This window comes from Hylemonella sp. GW821-FHT12C09 (assembly GCF_058807395.1).
The window spans coordinates 22001-40219 of sequence record NZ_JBXAQQ010000005.1 but is presented as its reverse complement, the minus strand read 5'-3'; the positions used below and the strand labels follow the sequence as shown (position 1 = coordinate 40219).

Here is an 18219-nt window from a genome sequence, read left to right as displayed (position 1 = left end):
GGCTGCGCCCCCGTGCTTCGCACGTCCAGAAACAGTCCCCCAGACTGTTTCTGGACGAACCAGAGGGTTCTCACCCTCTCGTCTCCGCCAAAAGCAAAGCCCCGCACGAGGCGGGGCTTTTCTTTTGGCGGAGACGGAGGGATTCGAACCCTCGATGAGGCTCTACACCCCATACTCCCTTAGCAGGGGAGCACCTTCGGCCACTCGGTCACGTCTCCAAAAGGTAGCGGGATTATCGCATGAATCCCGCCCTCGATCAGCGCAATTTCAGGCCGCGGGCTGGTCTAGGTCGAAGGCCTTGTGCAGGGCGCGCACGGCCAGTTCCATGTACTTCTCGTCGATCACGACCGAGGTCTTGATCTCGCTGGTGGAGATCATCTGGATGTTGATGCCCTCTTCGCTCAGCGAGCGGAACATCTTGCTGGCGATGCCCACGTGGCTGCGCATGCCGATGCCCACGATGCTGACCTTGCAGATCTTGGTGTCGCCCAGTACCTCCGAGGCGCCCAGCGCCGGGACGATCTTGTCCTTGAGCAGGTCCATGGCACGCGCAAACTCGTTGCGGTTCACGGTGAAGCTGAAGTCGGTCTTGCCATCCTTGCTGATGTTCTGGATGATCATGTCGACTTCGATGTTGGCCTCGGCCACGGCACCCAGGATCTGGTAGGCGATGCCGGGCTTGTCGGGCACGCCGACCACGGAAATCTTGGCCTCGTCGCGGTTGAATGCAATGCCGGAAACAATGGCTTGTTCCATTTTCTCGTCTTCCTCAAAGGTGATCAGGGTGCCGGACTTGGCTTCCTCGTTGATGTCGATGTCCCAGGGCGTGAAGCTGGAGAGCACGCGCAGCGGCACCTTGTACTTGCCGGCAAATTCCACCGAGCGGATCTGCAGCACCTTGGAGCCCATGGAGGCCATCTCGAGCATCTCCTCGAAGCTCACGGTGTGCAGGCGGCGAGCCTCGGGCACGACACGCGGGTCGGTGGTGTAGACGCCGTCGACGTCGGTATAGATCAGGCACTCGTCGGCCTTCATGGCCGCCGCCACGGCCACGGCCGAGGTGTCGGAGCCGCCACGGCCCAGCGTGGTGATGTTGCCCTGCTCGTCGATACCCTGGAAGCCGGTCACGATGACCACCTTGCCCTGGGCGAGATCGGCCCGCACACGCTGGTCGTCGATGGATTCGATGCGTGCCTTTGTGTAGGCACTGTTGGTCTTGATCGGCACCTGCCAGCCGGCATAACTCACCGAAGCCATGCCTTCGGCCTGCAGCGCGATGGCCAGCAGTGCGCTGGAGGCCTGCTCGCCGGTAGCGGCCAGCATGTCGAGTTCGCGGTTGGTGGCCTCATTGGACTTCGCGGGCGCCAGCTCCTTGGCCAGGCCGAGCAGGCGATTGGTTTCGCCGCTCATGGCCGAGGGCACCACCACCATCTGGTGACCGGCGCGGGCCCATTTGGCGACGCGCTTGGCGACATTGCGGATGCGCTCGGTCGAGCCCATGGACGTGCCGCCGTACTTGTGAACGATCAGTGCCATTGAAATATCTGGATTGGATGGCTGGCCCCGCCTGGGTGGCGAAGCGCCGGTATCTACTAGGGTGAGTGAGCTGCCGCCGCGGCAACACCGCCAGGGGCAACCCCTAGGGATTGTACCAAGTCAGCACCGGTCCCTGTCGTTCCACAAAGCCACTCCCCACCTTCAGGTGGATGCGGTGGCCACGCGTGGTGCAGGCACCCACCTGGTCCAGCAACTCCTGCAATTGCGCCGCACTGGGGGTCGTGGCATGGCTGTTGCGCAGCCAGGCGCGCAGCACATTGGCCTGGCGCTCCCGGGACAACTGCTGCACGGCCAGGATCTGCGGCGGCGCCCCCACACGCGTCAGGTCCTCGGCGGCCAGCTCGTCCAGCAGACGCTGAGCCTGGGCCGCATGGGCGGCACTGCGGGCAAAGGTGTCGCGAAACTGGGGGAAGGTCGCTTCCAGCGCCGGCAGCAGGCGGACGCGGATGCGGTTGCGTGTGTACTGCTCGTCGGCGTTGGTCGGATCCTCCACCCAGCTTGCGCCACGCGCGCGCAAGCCCCGTCGCAACTCGGCACCGCTGACCTCCAGCAACGGCCGGTAGTAGCAGATGCCGTCGCGCTCCCACTGTGCCGGCATGGCACTCAGGCCCGGCAGGCCGGCGCCGCGGCTCAGCGCCAGCAACAGCGTTTCGATTTGGTCGTCGGCATGCTGGGCCAGGGCGATGTGCCGGATCGGCGGATCGTGTGCCTCGGCAGACTGGCGCAGGGCGGCGTAGCGGGCACTGCGGGCGGCTTCTTCGGGGCTCTGGCCGGGTGCAGGGCGGGCATCAACGCGTTGCACCAGCAAGGGCACGCCCAGACGGATGCAGACCTCGCGGCAATGCGACTCGAAGCCGTCGGCTGCGGCCTGCAGGCCATGATGGATGTGGATGGCGCTGACCTGCCCCGGCCAGCGCTCGGCACAGGCCAGCAGCAGCGCTGTGGAATCGGCACCGCCGCTGTAGGCCACCGCGAGGGGTAGATCAGGCTGAAAGTCCTGCACAGCCTGGACCAGGCTGCGCGTCATGCGCACACCCGCCGCCGGGCCGCGCAGGACGGGGGCTTACTTACCGCTGGTCTTGGTGTCGGTGTAGCGGCCATAGCTCTGCAGACGCTCATAACGGCGCTCCAGCAGCTCCTTGACCTTGAGGTCGGCCACCTGGCGATAGGCATCGCCCAGGGCGCGCTTGAGAAAGGCCGCCATCTGCTTGGGGTCGCGGTGCGCGCCGCCCACCGGCTCGTTGACGATCTTGTCGACCAGGCCCAGGGCCTTGAGACGGTGCGCCGTGATGCCCAGCGCCTCGGCCGCATCCTGCGCGCGCTCGGCAGTTTTCCAGAGGATGGAGGCGCAGCCCTCGGGGCTGATCACCGAGTAGACCGAGTACTGCAGCATCAGCACCTGGTCGCCCACCGAGATCGCCAGCGCGCCACCGGAGCCGCCCTCGCCGATGATGGTGGTGATGATGGGCACTTCCAGCTGCGCCATCTCGAAGATGTTGCGGCCGATGGCCTCGGACTGGCCACGCTCCTCGGCGTCGATGCCGGGGTAGGCGCCGGGGGTGTCGACGAAGGTGAAGACTGGCAGGCCGAACTTCTCGGCCGTTTTCATCAGACGCAGGGCCTTGCGATACCCCTCGGGCTTGCTCATGCCGAAGTTGCGCAGGCCGCGCTCCTTGGTGTCACGGCCTTTCTGCTGGCCGATCACCATGCAGGCCGTGCCGTTGAAACGCGCCAGGCCGCCCACGATGCTCAGGTCGTCCGCAAAGTGGCGGTCGCCATGCATCTCGACGAAGTCGGTGAACAGCTCGTTGACGTAGTCCAGCGTGTAGGGACGCTCGGGGTGACGGGCGATCTTCGTGATCTGCCAGGGATTGAGGTCGCTGTAGACGTCCTTGGTCAGCTGCTGGCTCTTCTTGCTGAGCTGGTCGATCTCCTCGCTGATATCGACAGCGGATTCGGTCTGCACATAACGCAGCTCTTCGATCTTGGCTTCGAGCTCGGCAATCGGCTGTTCGAAATCGAGAAATGTCTTCTTGGCCATGGAGAAACTCCTTGTTTTATGTGCCCGCTCCCGAAGCCCGGGCCCCAGACTTCAATACTCGACCGGTAGCGGATCGAGCGAGCGCCAAATATACCAAGTTGCAACGCTGCAAAACGGTGCCCAGGCGGCGGCCACTTCGCGGGCGTCGCTGCGGCTCACGGACTCGCCGGAGAAATAGCTGCGACTGATGCCGTTGATCAGGCCGACGTCGTCCAGCGGCAGCACATTGGGCCGCATCAGGTGGAAGATCAGGAACATCTCGGCCGTCCAGCGGCCGATGCCGCGGATACCCACCAGTTCGGTGATGATGGTCTCGTCGTCCATGTCCTTCCAGGCCGGCGCACGGATGGCGCCGCTGTCGAAATGCAGGGCGAGGTCCACCAGGTACTCGACCTTGCGCGCGCTCAGGCCGGCAGCGCGCATGTCATCCACCTTCAGTTTGAGCACGTTGGCCGGCGTCATGCGCCGGGGCAATGCCGAAAACCGGTCCCAGACGGTCTGCGCCGCCTTGACCGAGATCTGCTGGCCCACGATGCTGCGCGCCAGTGTGGTGAAAGCGTCACCCCGGGTCTGCAGGCAGGCGTCGCCATGCTGCGGGATCAGGCGCTTCATCACCCGATCTTTTTTCATCAGGTGCTTGCAGGCCTCTTCCCAGTAGTCGGGGGTGTAGACCTTGGGGGCGAGTGCCGGGCTCACTGGGCTGCCTCCCAGGTGGTGCCGGCCGGCGAATCCTTGAGCACGATGCCCTGCTCCAGCAGGGCCTTGCGGATGCGGTCGGCCTCGGCGAAATCCTTGGCCTGCTTGGCGGCGGCCCGCTGTGCGATCAGGGCCTGGATGGCCACCTCGTCCAGGGTCGTGCCGGCCTTCAGGAAGGCCTCGGGATCGTCCTGCAACAGCCCCAGGCAGCCGCCCAGGGCCTGGAGCAGGCCGGCCAGTTGCGCCGAGCCCGTCTTGTTGACCTCGGTTGCCAGCTCGAACAGCACGGCCACCGCCTCGGGTGTGCCGAAGTCCTCGTCCAAAGCGGCCTTGAAGCGCGCCGCATGGGCGTCGAGCCAGTCGATCTGCACGGTCGCGGGCTTGACCGCGTGCAGGGCCGTGTACAGACGCTTGAGGGCGCCGCGCGCATCGTCCAGATGCGCGTCGCTGTAGTTCAGCGGGCTGCGGTAATGCGCGCGGATGATGAAAAAGCGCACCGTCTCCGGGTCGTACCTGGCCAGGATCTCGCGGATGGTGAAGAAATTGCCCAGGGACTTGGACATCTTTTCGTTGTCCACGCGCACGAAGCCGTTGTGCATCCAGTAGCGGGCCAGCGGCTTGCCGGTGGCGCCTTCGCTCTGGGCCATCTCGTTCTCGTGGTGCGGGAACTGCAGGTCGGCACCCCCACCGTGGATGTCGAAGGTCTCCCCCAGCATCTCGCAGCTCATGGCCGAGCACTCGATGTGCCAGCCTGGGCGGCCCGGGCCGTAGGCGCTGTCCCACTTGGCCTCGGCTGGCTCGGTCGGTTTGGCTGATTTCCAGAGCACGAAGTCCAGCGGGTCGTCCTTGCCGTCGAGCACGGCCACGCGCTCGCCGGCACGCAGTTCGTCCAGCGACTTGCCCGAGAGCTTGCCGTAGCCGGGAAACTTGCGCACGGCATAGTTCACGTCGCCATTGCCGGCACGGTAGGCCAGGCCTTTTTGCTCCAGCGTGCCGATCAGCCCGAGCATCTGCGGCACGTACTCGGTGGCGCGCGGCTCATGCGTGGGGCGCTCGATGCCCAGTGCGTCGGCATCCTGGTGCAGGGCATCGACCATGCGGTCGGTCAGGGAACGGATGGTTTCACCGTTCTCCAGCGCGCGCTTGATGATCTTGTCGTCGATGTCGGTGACGTTGCGCACATAGGTCACCCGCAGACCACTGGCCTTGAGCCAGCGCTGCACCACGTCGAAGGCGACCATGGCGCGGGCGTGGCCCAGGTGGCACAGGTCGTAGACCGTCATGCCGCAGACGTACATGCGGACATGGCCGGTTTCCAGCGGGATAAAAGGCTCCAGCGCACGCGACAGCGTGTTGTATATGCGCAGACTCATGGATCAATCAGAAACCGTCGCGCAAGGGCAGGCGCGCCGGCAGAGGACTAGGACGGGGGCTACAATCGAACGCAGTATAAAGCCCCGGCCAGCTTCCCCGGACCGGGTATGCCCCACCCCTAGCACAGCCCTCATGAAGCCCGGTCGCGCCCATCTTCTTGCATTGCTACGCCTGCTCGCGATAAGCGCCTGCCTGGGCTCGGGCATGGCCGTGGCCGACGAGTACAGCGAGGTCGGCCAGATGCTGCGCGCCGGTCGACTGGCCGAGGCCCAGGCCCGGGTCGACCGCGCCCTGGCCGCCAAGCCGCGCGACCCCCAGATGCGTTATTTCAAGGGGGTCATCCAGCGCGAATCGGGCCAGTCGGCTGAAGCGCTGGCCACCTTCACCAGGCTGACCGAGGACTACCCGGAACTGCCCGAGCCGTACAACAGCCTGGCCGTCATCCACGCGGCGCAGGGCGAGTTCGACAAGGCACGTATCGCACTCGAGATGGCGATTCGCGCCAATCCCGGCTATGCCACGGCGCATGAAAACCTGGGGGACGTCCACGCCCGGCTCGCCCAGCAGGCCTATTGCAAGGCACTGCAGCTCGATGCCACCAACAGTGGCCTGAGGGCCCGACTGGCGACCCTGGGTGCCAGCTGCCCGTGATCCGCCCCTCTCGCCGGCTGCAGCCGGTCCGGCTGTCTGCCATCATTCGGGGCCTGTCCCTCTACAATTCGTCCAGTTCATGAAGCCCGGTCGTGCCCATTCTTCCACTCTGCTGCTGGTTCGCCTGCTGGCCCTGGCCACCAGCCTGACCCTGGGTGCAGCACACGCCGACGACTACAGTGACGTGGCGCAGCTGCTGCGCGAGGGCAAACTGGCCGAGGCCCAGACCCTGGTGGATCGCCACCTCGCCGCCCAGCCGCGCGACCCCCAGATGCGCCTGTTCAAGGGCGTGATCCAGCGTGAATCGGGCCGGCCGGCCGATGCCATCGCCACCTTCACGCGGCTCAGCGAAGACCATCCCGAGCTGCCCGAGCCCTACAACAATCTGGCGGTCATCCATGCCGCCCAGGGGCAATACGACAAGGCCCGCATCGCGCTGGAAAAGGCCTTGCGCACCAATCCGAGCTACGCCACCGCGCATGAGAACCTCGCGGACGTCTACGCCCGCCTGGCCAGCCAGGCCTACAGCAAGGCCTTGCAGCTTGACGGCGCCCCCCAGGCCGGCCCGGCCCGCCTGGCCCTGATCCGGGAACTCTCCCCCGCACCCGCCAGCCAGACGCGGCCCGTGCTGGCAGCCGCCCCCAGCACAGCGGCGAGCAAGCCCGTCGCGCCCGCGCAGACCAAACCAGCCGTCGCGGCCGTGGCCCCCGCCCCGACCAAACCCGCAGTTGCAGCCGCAACGGCAGCAGTGCCACCCCCCTCCGCCACGCCGCCGCAGCCCCCTGCTGCTGCAGACAACAGCAACCGCGACGTGGAACTGGCCGTGCGCGCTTGGGCTCGCGCCTGGACCGACAAGAACATGACCCAGTATCTCGCGGCCTACGACAAAAGCTTCGAAACGCCTGGCCAGCAAAGCCGCAGCGCCTGGGAACAGGACCGCAGACTGCGCATCACCGGCAAGTCGCGCATTTCGGTCAACCTTCTGGAATTGCAAATCACTGTCAAAGGCAACCGCGCCGTGGCAAAATTCCGCCAGGACTACAAGGCCGACGCACTGGCGGTATTGAGCCGCAAGACGCTCGAACTGGTCAGGGCAGGCGACCGCTGGCTGATCGTCAAGGAATCCAGCGGCGGCTGAGAACCCGACGTACAGGCCTCGGCACCGCTGCGCTGGACACATTCCGTACTGACATGAAACTAGGCTCTCGCCCTCTGCTGCTGCTCCTGGGTACCACCATCGTTCTCGTGGCGCTTGCCAGCGCCCGTGGCGAACGGTCGCGCGGCGAAACCGTGGCGATGGCTGCGCCGCAGACGCCCATGCAGGCAGCGCTCATGTCCTCACCTGCCTCTGGTGCCGGTCAGGTCAATGGTGCGGCGGAGGCCCGCCTGATCGAGATCTACAGGTTGACCGGCGCCGGTTACACGCGGGAAGCCCTGGAGCGCGCCGAAAACCTGGTTCGCGACCATCCGAACTTCCAGCTGGCCCAACTGGTCTACGGCGACCTGCTGACGACCCAGGCCCGACCCGTGCGCGATTTCGGAGATGTGCCTGCGGCCCTGGCCAGCGGCAACGCTGGCACCACCCTGAGCGACCTGCGCCATGAGTCGCAGATGCGCATCAAGGCCTTGCGCGAACGGCCGCCCGTCGGCGCCATTCCCTCGCAATTCCTGGCCCTGTCACCGCGCAACCGCCACGCCATCGCCATCGATGCCTCGCGCTCCCGCCTGTACCTTTTCGAGAACACCCCGCAGCAACTCAAACTGGTGGCCGATTTCTACATCTCGGTCGGCAAGTCAGGCATCGAAAAGATGGTCGAAGGCGATGCCCGCACGCCACTGGGCGTGTACTTCATCATCAGCAATCTCGACCCCAAGTCATTGAGCGACTTCTACGGTTCGGGGGCGCTGCCGATCAACTACCCCAACGTGCTCGACAGCAAGCGCGGCAAGACCGGTCGTGGCATCTGGTTGCATGGCACGCCACCCAACCAGTTCTCACGCGCGCCCCTGGCCTCCGACGGCTGCGTGGTCCTGTCCAACCCTGATCTGGCGTTTCTCAGCCGCACGGTCGAGATCCGCACCACGCCGGTCGTCATCTCGCCCAGGCTGGAGTGGGTTGCGCCGCACAGCGTACAAGCCGAGCGCAAACCTTTCGAGGATGCACTGGGCGCCTGGCGCAGCGCCAAGTCGCGCGGCGACCTGGATCAGTTGCTGAGCTTCTACACGCCTGACTTCAAGAGCTACGACAAATCCCTGGCGGAATGGGTGCCGGCGCTGCGCAGCGAGGTCGACAAGGCCCGTGGCAAACCCATCCAGCTCAAGGACCTGTCCTACCTGCGCTGGACTGACGCCAACGACACCATGGTCGTGACCTTCGGTGAAGTCGCCGACGGCGAACGCAGCGGACCGACCAAACGCCAGTACTGGGTGCGCCAGGGCAGTGAATGGAAAATTTTCTTTGAAGGAATCATTGGATGAGTCTGACTTTTTTCTCCGGGCTGCGCCGTGGCCTGTTGCTGGCCGGCGCCTGCCTGCTGTTCGCCGGTGCGGTGCAGGCACAGGCCAAATCGCCGCGCGTCAAGCTGGCCACCAGCGCTGGCGACATCGTGATCGAACTGGATGCGGCCAAGGCGCCCAAAACCGTCGAGAACTTCCTGGCCTACGTGCGCAAGGGCCACTACAAGGGCACGGTTTTTCACCGCGTCATCCCCGGCTTCATGGTCCAGGGCGGCGGCTTTGACGCCGCCATGGCACAGAAGCCCACCGAGAAGCCGATTGAAAACGAAGCCAACAACGGCCTGAAGAACGACAGGTACACCCTGGCCATGGCGCGCACACCGCATCCGCACTCGGCTTCCGCGCAGTTCTTCATCAACGTCGCTGACAACGCCTTCCTCAACCACACGGCGCCCACCCAGCAAGGCTGGGGCTATGCCGTGTTCGGCAAGGTCGTTGAAGGCATGGATGTCGTCGACAGGATCAGTGCCGTGCCCACCGGCGACAAAGGCATGCACCAGAACGTGCCCCAGACCCCCATCACCATCAACGCGGCCACCGTGCTGCCCTGAGATCCACCATGAGCAATCCCCAAGTCGAACTCCACATCGCCGGCCTCGGCACCATCAAGATCGAACTCGACGCCGCCAAGGCGCCCAACAGCGTGGCCAATTTCCTGACTTACGTGAACAAGGGCCACTATGACGGCACGGTGTTCCATCGCGTCATTCCCGGCTTCATGATCCAGGGCGGCGGCTTCGAGCCCGGCATGACCCAGAAGGCCACGGACAAGCCGATCGACAACGAAGCCAACAATGGCCTGAAGAACACCAAGTACACCCTGGCCATGGCGCGCACCAATGATCCGCACTCGGCCACGGCGCAGTTCTTCATCAACATCGCCGACAACGGCTTCCTTAACCACACCGCCCCCTCGGCCCAGGGCTGGGGCTACGCCGTGTTCGGCAAGGTCGTCGCCGGCACCGACGTGGTGGACAGGATCGCCGCCGTCAAGACTGGCCAAAAAGGCTTCCATGGCGACGTCCCCAAGGACGATGTGGTGATCGAGAAGGCCGTCGCGCTCTGATCGCGGGCCGCATGATGATGCCCACCCCCCGGTTCGCCGAGCTGCACGCACCGGCGCGCTGGCGGGTGGTCGATTTCATTTCCGATCTGCATCTGCAGGTCGGCGACCCCCTCACCCTGCAGGCCTGGGAACGCTACATGGCGCAGACACGCGCAGATGCAGTGTTCATTCTGGGCGACCTGTTCGAAGTGTGGGTCGGCGATGACGGGCAGCAGGACCAAGACGAGGATGCGCGCTTCGAGCGGCATTGCATCGAGGTGATGCTCTCGGCCTCGGGACGTTGTGCCGTGCACTTCATGCACGGCAACCGCGATTTCCTGCTCGGTCACGCCTGCGCCCGCGCTGGCGGCTTCACCCTGCTCGATGATCCGACGGTACTGGTCCTCGGCGAGCAGCGCTGGCTGCTCACACATGGTGATGCGTTGTGCCTGGACGATGCAGAGTATCTGCAGTTCCGCGCCCAGGTGCGCACCACCGCCTGGCAACAGGCCTTCCTGGCCAAACCGCTGGCCGAACGGCGCGCCATTGCACGCGGCATGCGCCAGCAGAGCGAAGGCCGCAAGCGCAGCGGCATCGCCTATGCCGACGTCGATGCGCCGCTGGCTCGCCGCTGGCTGGCGTCCGCCGCCGCGCCAGAGCTCATCCATGGCCACACCCACCGGCCGGCGGATCATGATCTGGGGCCAGGCCTGAGTCGGCGCGTGCTCAGCGACTGGGACGCCGGCGCCAGCCCGCCACGCGCCGAAGTGCTGCGCATGCAGCGATCCGGCCCGGCGGAAACCGTCCAGGTGCTGCGGCTGCCTGCGAACGACATCGCCTGACACCATGTGGGCGTGGCTCACCCGACTGATCGGGCGCGAGCGCCGACCGCGCAAGCCCATCCCCGACGCACTCTGGCAGCAGACCCTGGCCGGCTGCTCCTTTCTGGAAACGCTCGCCAGTACCGAACTGATCCGGCTGCGCGAATTGAGCGCCCTCTTCCTGGAAGACAAGGAATTCCACGGTGCCCAGGGCCTGCACATCACCGATGCCATGGCGCTCACCATCGCCGCCCAGGCCTGCCTGCCGGTGCTGCATTTCGGCCCCGGCGACCGGGCGCTGCGCTGGTACGACGACTTCGTCGGCATCGTGGTGCATCCAGCCGAGGTCGTGGCGCAGCGCGAGGTGGTGGACGAGCACGGCGTGGTGCACCTGTATGAGGAAGCCCTGGCCGGTGAGGCCATGCACGAGGGCCCCGTGATGCTGAGCTGGCACGACGTGATATCCGCGTCCAGCGAGACCGGCTACAACGTGGTCATCCACGAGTTCGTGCACAAGCTCGATCTGCGCGACGGCGTGGCCGACGGCTGCCCGCCTCTGTCGGCCGGCTTCCTGGGCCAGCCCAGCGCCCGGGCTGCACGCGCCTACTGGTTGGCAACGCTGCAAACGGCTTACGACGCCTTCCGTGTGGCGGTGATCAAGGCCGAACGCTTTGGCAGCGAACCCACATGGCTCGACCCCTACGGGGCCGAAGCCATTGACGAATTCTTCGCGGTCGCCAGCGAAGCCTATTTCGTGAACCGCGCGCGCTTCGGGCACGAGTTCGGCACGCTGCTGCCGCTCTTCGACGCCTACTTCCGGCCCGGTCGCTGAGCAGGCCGGGGAGCCTCTTCAGCGCTTGAGCAAGGCCTTGAGTGCCTGCTGCAGGCGACGCGCCTGGCCGGCGTCATAAGCAGCTGCCAGCACACGCGCCACGTCCTGTCCCCAGGTCTGCACCGGTGTCGGATCATTGCGCCGCGTCAGCAACTGCAACTGCAGGGCGCGACGCGCGTCCAGTTGTTCAGCTGGCGTCGGCACCTCGGCCGCAATCTCCAGGCGCAGCAGGGTTTCGTCGGCGGAGGCCGATGCTGCGGCGGAGAGCGCCTGGGTCCACAGGCTGCGCACCGCCGGCGTGACACGCCCACCGATCTCGGCCACTGTCGGCAGCTGGGCCGCATCGCGCTGCTCCCAGGCCGCCAGCAAGTGGGTGAGCGCCTCACCATGGGCCTGCACCGCGAGTTTCTTCAGGGCGGCCTGCGCATGGTCCAGCGCATCGCGCTGGGCGCGGAAAGCGGCATCCCCCAGGCGCGGACCTTCCCGCTCGCGACCAAACTCGCGCCGGCCTTCGCGCTCGGGACGGCGTTCGTCACGGCGGGGCGCATCGCGGCGCTCCCCGGGTCGTGCCCGCCCGGCGGGTGCTGCCGGCTCGGTGCGTTTCATGCCCGGACGGTCATCGCCACGCACGGCCACCACCGGCTTGCGCGGCTGAACGGGCGCGGCTGCCGGGGATACGGCTTCTTCGCTCGCCGTCGCGGGAGACGGTTGCGGAGCGGCCTCAGGCGCCTGCCCTGCCCCCTTGATCACAGCTTCCAGCGCGACCATGGCGGCGCGGATGGCCTGCGCATCGCCACTGGCATTGGCCGCATCCAGCGCCTGGGACGCCTGCAACACGCCCTTGTCGTGTTCGCTCATGGTCGCAACCGCCTGCTCGCGCGACGCGCTCTTGCGTGCGAAGGCCTCGTCGATCGGTTTGCGGAAAGCGTCCCACAGCTTCTGCTCCTGGCGCCGCTCCAGCGGGACGGCATGAGCCTCGGCTTGCCAGCGCTGCTGCAGCGCCTTGACGGCATCGATGCGCAGCATGGGCGCAGCACCGAGCTGCGTCGCCTCCTCGATCATGGCGTGCCGGTTCTTCAAGCTGAGTTGCTGGGCGGCTTCCAGGGGCGCCGCGGCGGCATGCATGGCGGCCTTCCACTGTGGCTGCATCTCGGCAAACGCTTTTTCACTCAAATGCCCGGCTTCACGCCAGCGCTCGGCAAACTGGTGGAGCTCACGGTTGAAGGCTTTCAAGTCAATGGCAGGTACAGCCGCCTGGGCCGCCCCCCAGGACCTGAGCTCCTCGATCAGGGCCAGGCGCTTGGCCTTGTGCTCGGCCGACTCGGCCCTGACCTTCTCCAGCCAGGCCTCGACCACCTTGTAAGCCTGGTTGCAGGCTTCGTCGAAACGCTTCCAGAGTGCGTGGTTGGGCACCCCGCCCTGGTCGGTCTGTTTCCATAGCTCGCGCAGTTCGCGCAAGGACTCCTGCATCTTGCGCCCGCCCAGGGCCTGGCCTTCAGGTCGCTTGAGCAAGGCCTCAGCCTTGCCCACCAGCTCTTCGCGCAACTGGTCGGCACGCCAGCGCTGCCAGCCTTCCAGTTCACCGGCAGCGCCCAAGGCGGCATGGGCCTGGCGATCCAGATGACTGTCTATATGACGGCCGTGTTCTTTCAGCGCCTGGCGCAGTGCATTGGCAGCGCCCGCACTGGCCTTGCCGTGGCCCTGCGCCACTTCTGCTTCCAGCCGGCCCAGCACCTCGCGCACGGCCGCCATGGCCTGGGAACGGGTTTCGGGGTCGACCTTGGGCTTGGACGGCGGCGACACGGCCTCGACCGGCAGGCCGCGGGCCTTGCGCAACTCATCGGCCCAGACCGGCACCTGGGGCAGAGGCGCGGCCGGATCGGTCGCCGCTGCCCGCGCCTGGGCCAGCGCCGCGCTAAAAGCCTCCCAGACCAGGGCCAGTTGAGCACGCGAGGCCTCCAACTGCGGCGCAAAACGCAGGTCGATGCTGGTCCAATGCGGGTCACCCGGCAGCGCTGCCGCTTCGGCCTGCCAATGATTCACGTCAGTCGCCAGGCTTTCGGCGATCGCCTGGGCGTCGACCCAGGACTTGGTGGACAGCACCTCGATGCGCTGGGCCAACAGCACAGCGGCCTCGCGCTGCACCTGGGCACGGTGCTGCACATCCTCAATGGCCTTCACGCGGTCCGCCAGGCGGGTCTTGAGGGTGGCCAGCGGCTCCCGGCTCAGCGGCGCACCGGCCTTGGCGGCATCACGCTGCCAGGCCATGGCGTCGGCCAGGTTCAATTTGGCAGCGTCCAACAAGGCCTGCGCCTTCTGTGCCCAGTCGGCCGCCATGCCCTCCTGGTCGCGCTGGCGCTTGAGCTCGTCCAGCTTCTCGCGCAGGAGTTTGGCCGCCCCCTTGTCCTTGACGCTGAGTTCTCGGTAGACCAGCTGCATCTGATCCGCAGCTGGCATGCTCTGCAGCCAGGTGCGCACGCGGGCAGCACGCTCCCCCGCCGTAGGCGCGGAAAAAGCACCGCCTGTCAGTTCATCGAGGGCTTGGGTATCGTTGCGTTGGGCAGAAGAAGACGGGGACACGGCACAGACTCGGGGTGGCAAATGAAGAGGCTGATTGTCGCCGTCATTTGCATCCGCTTCGCGGATTTTTGCCCCCACAAGCAGAAAGCCCGGCCGGGTGGCCATGAGCCAGCCCGCCGGGCCTGACGGCGGGCTACAAGCCCATGCCGTCTGGGTATCGCAAAGGGGAGAGTCGAGTCCCGCAATGCGAAGGAAGCAAGAGATTGCTTCCATTTGATTGCCAGTTTGGCGCTGGCACCTGCACCCTGAAGGTGTGTGCCGGCTACTTCCAGCAGAGATGCCTGATGTGACAGGCCTCCTCACTCTAGTTCGCCCGCCACGGGATTCAAATCACCGTATCAATGAAATCCTCTGTCCTGATTGCCACCCGACGACCCTCGCCAAGGAACTCGAAAACGACGGAGAGGCACTGTTACAAAATACAGTAGAGCTAAGGCTGTTTTTGATGTCAATTATGTAAGTCATTGATTTATATGGATTACCTTGAAGCATCTTTGCTTTGAAATCGGTTTGTTATGCATTTAATGTTAATTAAATTGATATTCTTGACTGGTTATATATGGGGTCTTACAATTCGTTTCACCCTGAACTAGGGATTACCCCACTCCGCTGCCGACCCCGGCTACATCGGATCACATGCCGGCAACACGTCGCCAGGCCGATCCAGATGGCGTACCAACCCAGACGTGCTGACTGCGGTCTGGTTCTGTGAACAACTCACAGCCCCAGATCCGGCACCACGCGAGATGAGGAAGTGCTATGACAGCGTTTCAAGAAATGGGCCAGGGCCTGCGATCCGTCGCGCGCCATATCTCCCAAGTCTTCTTCGCCACCATCCACAACAGCTTTGCGCTGTTGGGGCTGGCTGTCCTTTTTGCCACCATTGCCCTGGTCGCCCGCCCGGAACTCCGCCAGGCGGGAGAAGTCCAGCTGATGGACTGGCTGCAGAACCGCCAATTCGAAACCGGCGGTATCGAGCCCGAGCCCGTGGCCGTCGAGCGCGCCACGGCGGCCCACCCGCATGAACTGCCCAAACAGCAGGCTGCAGTGGCCTACTGGCTCAGCAAGAAATACCGTGTCGCGCCGGAGCCGGTTTCGGCGCTGGTGATGGAGGCCTATGAGATCGGCCGCCGCATCGACATCGACCCCCTGCTGCTGCTCTCGGTCATGGCGATCGAATCCAGCTTCAACCCCTTTGCGCAGAGCCCGGTCGGTGCCCAGGGCCTGATGCAGGTCATGACCCGCGTGCACAGCGACAAGTACGAGGCCTTCGGCGGCAAGCTGGCCGCCTTTGACCCGGTCGCCAACCTGCGTGTCGGCGCCCTGGTCCTGCAGGAATATGTCCGGCGCGCCGGCTCCATCGAAGGGGGCCTGCGCATCTACGTCGGCGCCGCCAACCTGCCGGACGATGGCGGTTACGCTGCCAAGGTGCTGGCCGAGCATGCGCGCCTGGTCCAGGTGGCCTCCGGGCGCGCCGTCCCGACCCAGACCGTCCAGCCCATCCCGGTGACGGCGCCGGCCAAACCGGCGACGACTGAGACCGTCGTCCTGCTCAACTCCTGACCTCCGGATCGGCCCGGTCGCTGCTCTCCGCTACACTAGCCGGGCACGCGACTGGCGATAGGTGTGCCCTACCCCTTGGGTCGGGTGGCGCTGACGTGGACAGACCACCGGGAAGCGTGCCACGGGATGAGGCAACAAGCCTTGTCCCGTGTTCAGCCGTTCGCCTGGGCAGCCCCCACCCCAGCGGGGGACACCTGTTTTTTCCGACTGCCATGTACAACCGCAACATCCTCGTCGAACAAACCGACCCCGAACTCTGGGCCGCCATCCTGGCCGAGAACGCCCGCCAGGAACACCACATCGAGCTGATCGCCAGCGAGAACTACGCCTCGCCCGCTGTCATGGCCGCACAAGGTACCCAGCTCACCAACAAGTACGCCGAGGGCTACCCGGGCAAGCGCTATTACGGCGGTTGCGAACACGTGGATGTGGCCGAGCAACTGGCCATCGACCGCGTCAAGGCCATCTTCGGCGCCGATGCCGCCAACGTGCAGCCGCATTGCGGCGCCTCCGCCAACGAGGCCGTCTTCCTGGCCTTCCTCAAGCCCGGCGACACCATCATGGGGATGAGCCTGGCAGAAGGCGGTCACCTGACCCACGGCATGGCCCTCAATATGTCGGGTAAATGGTTCAACGTGGTGTCCTACGGCCTGAACGCCAAGGAGGAGATCGACTACGACGCTATGGAGAAGAAGGCGCACGAATCCAAGCCCAAGCTCATCATCGCCGGTGCGTCGGCCTACAGCCTGCACATCGACTTCGCGCGCTTCGCCAAGGTGGCGAAAGACGTGGGTGCCATCTTCATGGTGGACATGGCCCATTACGCCGGCCTGATCGCCGCCGGCGTCTACCCCAACCCCGTGCCGCACGCCGACGTGGTGACCTCCACCACCCACAAGAGCCTGCGCGGCCCGCGCGGCGGCATCATCCTGATGAAGGCCCAGCATGAGAAGGCCATCAACAGCGCCATCTTCCCCGGCCTGCAGGGCGGCCCGCTGATGCACGTGATCGCCGCCAAGGCCGTGGCCTTCAAGGAAGCCATGGACCCCGGCTTCAAGACCTACCAGCAACAGGTGGTGACGAACGCCAAGATCGTGGCCGAAACCCTGACCCAGCGCGGCCTGCGCATCGTCAGCGGCGGCACGCAAAGCCACGTCATGCTGGTGGACCTGCGCTCCAAGGGCATCACCGGCAAGGAAGCCGAAGCCGTGCTGGGCGCCGCCCACATGACCATCAACAAGAACGCCATCCCGAACGACCCGGAAAAGCCCATGGTCACCAGCGGTGTGCGCGTCGGCACGCCGGCCATGACCACGCGTGGTTTCAAGGACGAGGAAGCCCGCATGACGGCCAACCTGATTGCCGACGTGCTGGACAAGCCGCGTGACGAGGCCAACATCGCTGCCGTGCGCGCCAAGGTCAACGCCCTGACCGCCCGCTTCCCGGTCTACAAGTAAGCACCCCCGATGAAATGCCCCTTCTGCGGAAACTCTGAAACCCAGGTCGTCGAGACCCGGATTTCAGAGGACGGGGATTTCATCCGCAGGCGCCGCCAGTGCGGCGCCTGCGAGAAGCGTTTCACCACCTACGAACGGCCTGACGTCAATTTCCCGTCCATCGTCAAGAAGGACGGACGGCGTATCGAGTACGAGCGCGGCAAGCTCATCGCCTCGATGCAGCTGGCGCTGCGCAAACGGCCCGTCAGCACCGAACAGATCGACAGCGCCATTGAGCGCATCGAGGAGAAACTGCTCAATCTTGGCCTCCGCGAAGTGCCATCCACCCGTATCGGCGAGCTGGTGATGCGCGAACTCAAGAAGCTGGACAAGGTGGCCTATGTGCGCTTTGCCAGCGTCTACCGCAGCTTCGAAGACATCGACGAGTTCAAGACGCTGGTGGATGAGGTGCGGCGCTGAATCAAAGGCACGCGTTCAACGCTGCCCTGGCGACACGCGCTCGTCCCGAGCTGTTGATAACGATCTGGTAGCCATCGACCCTCTGTGTCGATGGCTGGCACACCGTAATGGTGCCAGCCTGAAACGCGCCTGAGTTCAGGGTGGTTTTCCCCAGCCCCGTATACGCCACGTAGTCATCGACTGTAGTGTTGCCGACGATCCGCAAGCCCGACGGCAACGAGGCTTCTCTGCGAAGCACCTCTTCGCCTGGATCGACCACCCCGTTGCCATTCGCGTCCTGAAATACGATCCAGCCACTCTCCCATGCGCCAGTTGGCGTGCAAGCGCTCCCGGAAACCGATTTGCACAATACAACGCGCGCGTTACGCCGTATGGCCTCGGAACGGGTGAGGTGCAGGCTGTCCATGAACGCAGACACCCCGGTTTTTATCCGGACGTTGTCCACCACTCTCGACATGGCGGGGACCGCCTGCGTCATGCACAAGGAGAACACCAGCATCACCACCATCACCTCAGGCAGCGAATACCCTTTAGCAGTCTGACAGGACACCATGAGCACCCTCCTTCAACAACGAGGCCGTTGCAGCTGGACGTAAGTTAATTCATGCCAAAGAAAAAAGGCATCC

General features: G+C 65.2%; 17 protein-coding genes, 1 tRNA gene and 1 riboswitch. Of the genes, 10 read left to right on the top strand and 8 right to left on the bottom strand.

The window, feature by feature from the left end:
* Window positions 1–125 precede the first annotated feature (125 nt).
* From AC1RRP_RS09755 to cysS, 6 genes are all read right to left on the bottom strand, one after another.
* Window positions 126–218, bottom strand: a tRNA-Ser gene (locus tag AC1RRP_RS09755).
* A gap of 49 nt (window positions 219–267) precedes the next feature.
* Window positions 268–1536: an aspartate kinase gene (locus tag AC1RRP_RS09750; RefSeq protein WP_493035609.1), complete on the bottom strand. Its 1269-nt coding sequence runs from the start codon at window positions 1534–1536 to the stop codon at window positions 268–270.
* A gap of 103 nt (window positions 1537–1639) precedes the next feature.
* Window positions 1640–2584, bottom strand: a complete 945-nt coding sequence (gene tilS / locus AC1RRP_RS09745) for a tRNA lysidine(34) synthetase TilS (protein WP_493035607.1) — start codon at window positions 2582–2584, stop codon at window positions 1640–1642.
* Between the two features lie 36 nt (window positions 2585–2620).
* Window positions 2621–3598 carry an acetyl-CoA carboxylase carboxyltransferase subunit alpha gene (locus tag AC1RRP_RS09740; protein WP_493035605.1) on the bottom strand — a complete coding sequence of 326 codons (978 nt, stop codon included), beginning with the start codon at window positions 3596–3598 and terminating at the stop codon, window positions 2621–2623.
* A 51-nt stretch (window positions 3599–3649) separates the two neighbouring features.
* Entirely contained in the window at window positions 3650–4309 is a 660-nt protein-coding gene (locus AC1RRP_RS09735; RefSeq protein WP_493036063.1) for a DNA-3-methyladenine glycosylase family protein, read from the bottom strand.
* Window positions 4291–5667: a cysteine--tRNA ligase gene (gene cysS, locus AC1RRP_RS09730; RefSeq protein WP_493035603.1), complete on the bottom strand. Its 1377-nt coding sequence runs from the start codon at window positions 5665–5667 to the stop codon at window positions 4291–4293. Before cysS ends, AC1RRP_RS09735 begins: the two co-directional genes overlap by 19 nt.
* Window positions 5668–5800: 133 nt before the next feature.
* Here cysS and AC1RRP_RS09725 point away from each other — a divergent pair, with 133 nt between their 5' ends.
* The 7 genes from AC1RRP_RS09725 to AC1RRP_RS09695 all read left to right on the top strand — a co-directional run bounded on the left by AC1RRP_RS09725 (window position 5801) and on the right by AC1RRP_RS09695 (window position 11534).
* Window positions 5801–6319, top strand: a complete 519-nt coding sequence (locus AC1RRP_RS09725) for a tetratricopeptide repeat protein (protein ID WP_493035602.1) — start codon at window positions 5801–5803, stop codon at window positions 6317–6319.
* A 79-nt stretch (window positions 6320–6398) separates the two neighbouring features.
* Window positions 6399–7457: a nuclear transport factor 2 family protein gene (locus AC1RRP_RS09720; protein WP_493035600.1), complete on the top strand. Its 1059-nt coding sequence runs from the start codon at window positions 6399–6401 to the stop codon at window positions 7455–7457.
* Window positions 7458–7510: 53 nt separating this feature from the next.
* The gene (locus AC1RRP_RS09715) at window positions 7511–8797 is read left to right on the top strand and encodes a L,D-transpeptidase family protein (protein WP_493035598.1); all 1287 of its coding nucleotides are present in this window, start codon (window positions 7511–7513) and stop codon (window positions 8795–8797) included.
* On the top strand, window positions 8794–9387 hold the full coding sequence (locus AC1RRP_RS09710) for a peptidylprolyl isomerase (protein WP_493035596.1): 594 nt from the start codon (window positions 8794–8796) through the stop codon (window positions 9385–9387). Before AC1RRP_RS09715 ends, AC1RRP_RS09710 begins: the two co-directional genes overlap by 4 nt.
* Window positions 9388–9395: 8 nt before the next feature.
* Window positions 9396–9902, top strand: coding sequence for a peptidylprolyl isomerase (locus AC1RRP_RS09705; protein ID WP_493035594.1), 507 nt, complete (start codon window positions 9396–9398; stop codon window positions 9900–9902).
* Window positions 9903–9916: 14 nt separating this feature from the next.
* Window positions 9917–10723, top strand: a complete 807-nt coding sequence (locus AC1RRP_RS09700) for a UDP-2,3-diacylglucosamine diphosphatase (RefSeq protein WP_493036061.1) — start codon at window positions 9917–9919, stop codon at window positions 10721–10723.
* A 4-nt stretch (window positions 10724–10727) separates the two neighbouring features.
* On the top strand, window positions 10728–11534 hold the full coding sequence (locus AC1RRP_RS09695) for a M90 family metallopeptidase (RefSeq protein WP_493035592.1): 807 nt from the start codon (window positions 10728–10730) through the stop codon (window positions 11532–11534).
* An 18-nt stretch (window positions 11535–11552) separates the two neighbouring features.
* Here the strand turns inward: AC1RRP_RS09695 and AC1RRP_RS09690 are convergent, their stop codons facing one another.
* On the bottom strand, window positions 11553–14012 hold the full coding sequence (locus tag AC1RRP_RS09690) for a DUF349 domain-containing protein (protein WP_493035590.1): 2460 nt from the start codon (window positions 14010–14012) through the stop codon (window positions 11553–11555).
* An 861-nt stretch (window positions 14013–14873) separates the two neighbouring features.
* On the opposite strand from AC1RRP_RS09690, the gene AC1RRP_RS09685 reads away from it, so the two are divergent.
* From AC1RRP_RS09685 to nrdR, 3 genes are all read left to right on the top strand, one after another.
* Window positions 14874–15677: a transglycosylase SLT domain-containing protein gene (locus tag AC1RRP_RS09685; RefSeq protein WP_493035588.1), complete on the top strand. Its 804-nt coding sequence runs from the start codon at window positions 14874–14876 to the stop codon at window positions 15675–15677.
* 37 nt (window positions 15678–15714) lie between these two features.
* Window positions 15715–15854: riboswitch (ZMP/ZTP riboswitch) on the top strand.
* A 35-nt stretch (window positions 15855–15889) separates the two neighbouring features.
* Entirely contained in the window at window positions 15890–17134 is a 1245-nt protein-coding gene (gene glyA / locus AC1RRP_RS09680; RefSeq protein ID WP_493035586.1) for a serine hydroxymethyltransferase, read from the top strand.
* Between the two features lie 9 nt (window positions 17135–17143).
* Entirely contained in the window at window positions 17144–17593 is a 450-nt protein-coding gene (gene nrdR / locus AC1RRP_RS09675) for a transcriptional regulator NrdR (protein ID WP_493035584.1), read from the top strand.
* A 1-nt stretch (window position 17594) separates the two neighbouring features.
* On the opposite strand, the gene AC1RRP_RS09670 is transcribed toward nrdR, so the two are convergent.
* On the bottom strand, window positions 17595–18146 hold the full coding sequence (locus tag AC1RRP_RS09670; protein ID WP_493035582.1) for a GspH/FimT family pseudopilin: 552 nt from the start codon (window positions 18144–18146) through the stop codon (window positions 17595–17597).
* Between the last annotated feature and the right edge of the window lie 73 nt (window positions 18147–18219).

Bases quoted from the DNA above. Each gene is read 5' to 3' on its own strand.
- AC1RRP_RS09750 (WP_493035609.1), bottom strand. From the start codon at position 1,536: ATGGCACTGATCGTTCACAAGTACGGCGGCACGTCCATGGGCTCGACC.
- tilS (WP_493035607.1), bottom strand. From the start codon at position 2,584: ATGACGCGCAGCCTGGTCCAGGCTGTGCAGGACTTTCAGCCTGATCTA.
- AC1RRP_RS09740 (WP_493035605.1), bottom strand. From the start codon at position 3,598: ATGGCCAAGAAGACATTTCTCGATTTCGAACAGCCGATTGCCGAGCTC.
- cysS (WP_493035603.1), bottom strand. From the start codon at position 5,667: ATGAGTCTGCGCATATACAACACGCTGTCGCGTGCGCTGGAGCCTTTT.
- AC1RRP_RS09725 (WP_493035602.1), top strand. From the start codon at position 5,801: ATGAAGCCCGGTCGCGCCCATCTTCTTGCATTGCTACGCCTGCTCGCG.
- AC1RRP_RS09720 (WP_493035600.1), top strand. From the start codon at position 6,399: ATGAAGCCCGGTCGTGCCCATTCTTCCACTCTGCTGCTGGTTCGCCTG.
- AC1RRP_RS09715 (WP_493035598.1), top strand. From the start codon at position 7,511: ATGAAACTAGGCTCTCGCCCTCTGCTGCTGCTCCTGGGTACCACCATC.
- AC1RRP_RS09710 (WP_493035596.1), top strand. From the start codon at position 8,794: ATGAGTCTGACTTTTTTCTCCGGGCTGCGCCGTGGCCTGTTGCTGGCC.
- AC1RRP_RS09705 (WP_493035594.1), top strand. From the start codon at position 9,396: ATGAGCAATCCCCAAGTCGAACTCCACATCGCCGGCCTCGGCACCATC.
- AC1RRP_RS09700 (WP_493036061.1), top strand. From the start codon at position 9,917: ATGATGCCCACCCCCCGGTTCGCCGAGCTGCACGCACCGGCGCGCTGG.
- AC1RRP_RS09695 (WP_493035592.1), top strand. From the start codon at position 10,728: ATGTGGGCGTGGCTCACCCGACTGATCGGGCGCGAGCGCCGACCGCGC.
- AC1RRP_RS09685 (WP_493035588.1), top strand. From the start codon at position 14,874: ATGACAGCGTTTCAAGAAATGGGCCAGGGCCTGCGATCCGTCGCGCGC.
- glyA (WP_493035586.1), top strand. From the start codon at position 15,890: ATGTACAACCGCAACATCCTCGTCGAACAAACCGACCCCGAACTCTGG.
- nrdR (WP_493035584.1), top strand. From the start codon at position 17,144: ATGAAATGCCCCTTCTGCGGAAACTCTGAAACCCAGGTCGTCGAGACC.
- AC1RRP_RS09670 (WP_493035582.1), bottom strand. From the start codon at position 18,146: ATGGTGTCCTGTCAGACTGCTAAAGGGTATTCGCTGCCTGAGGTGATG.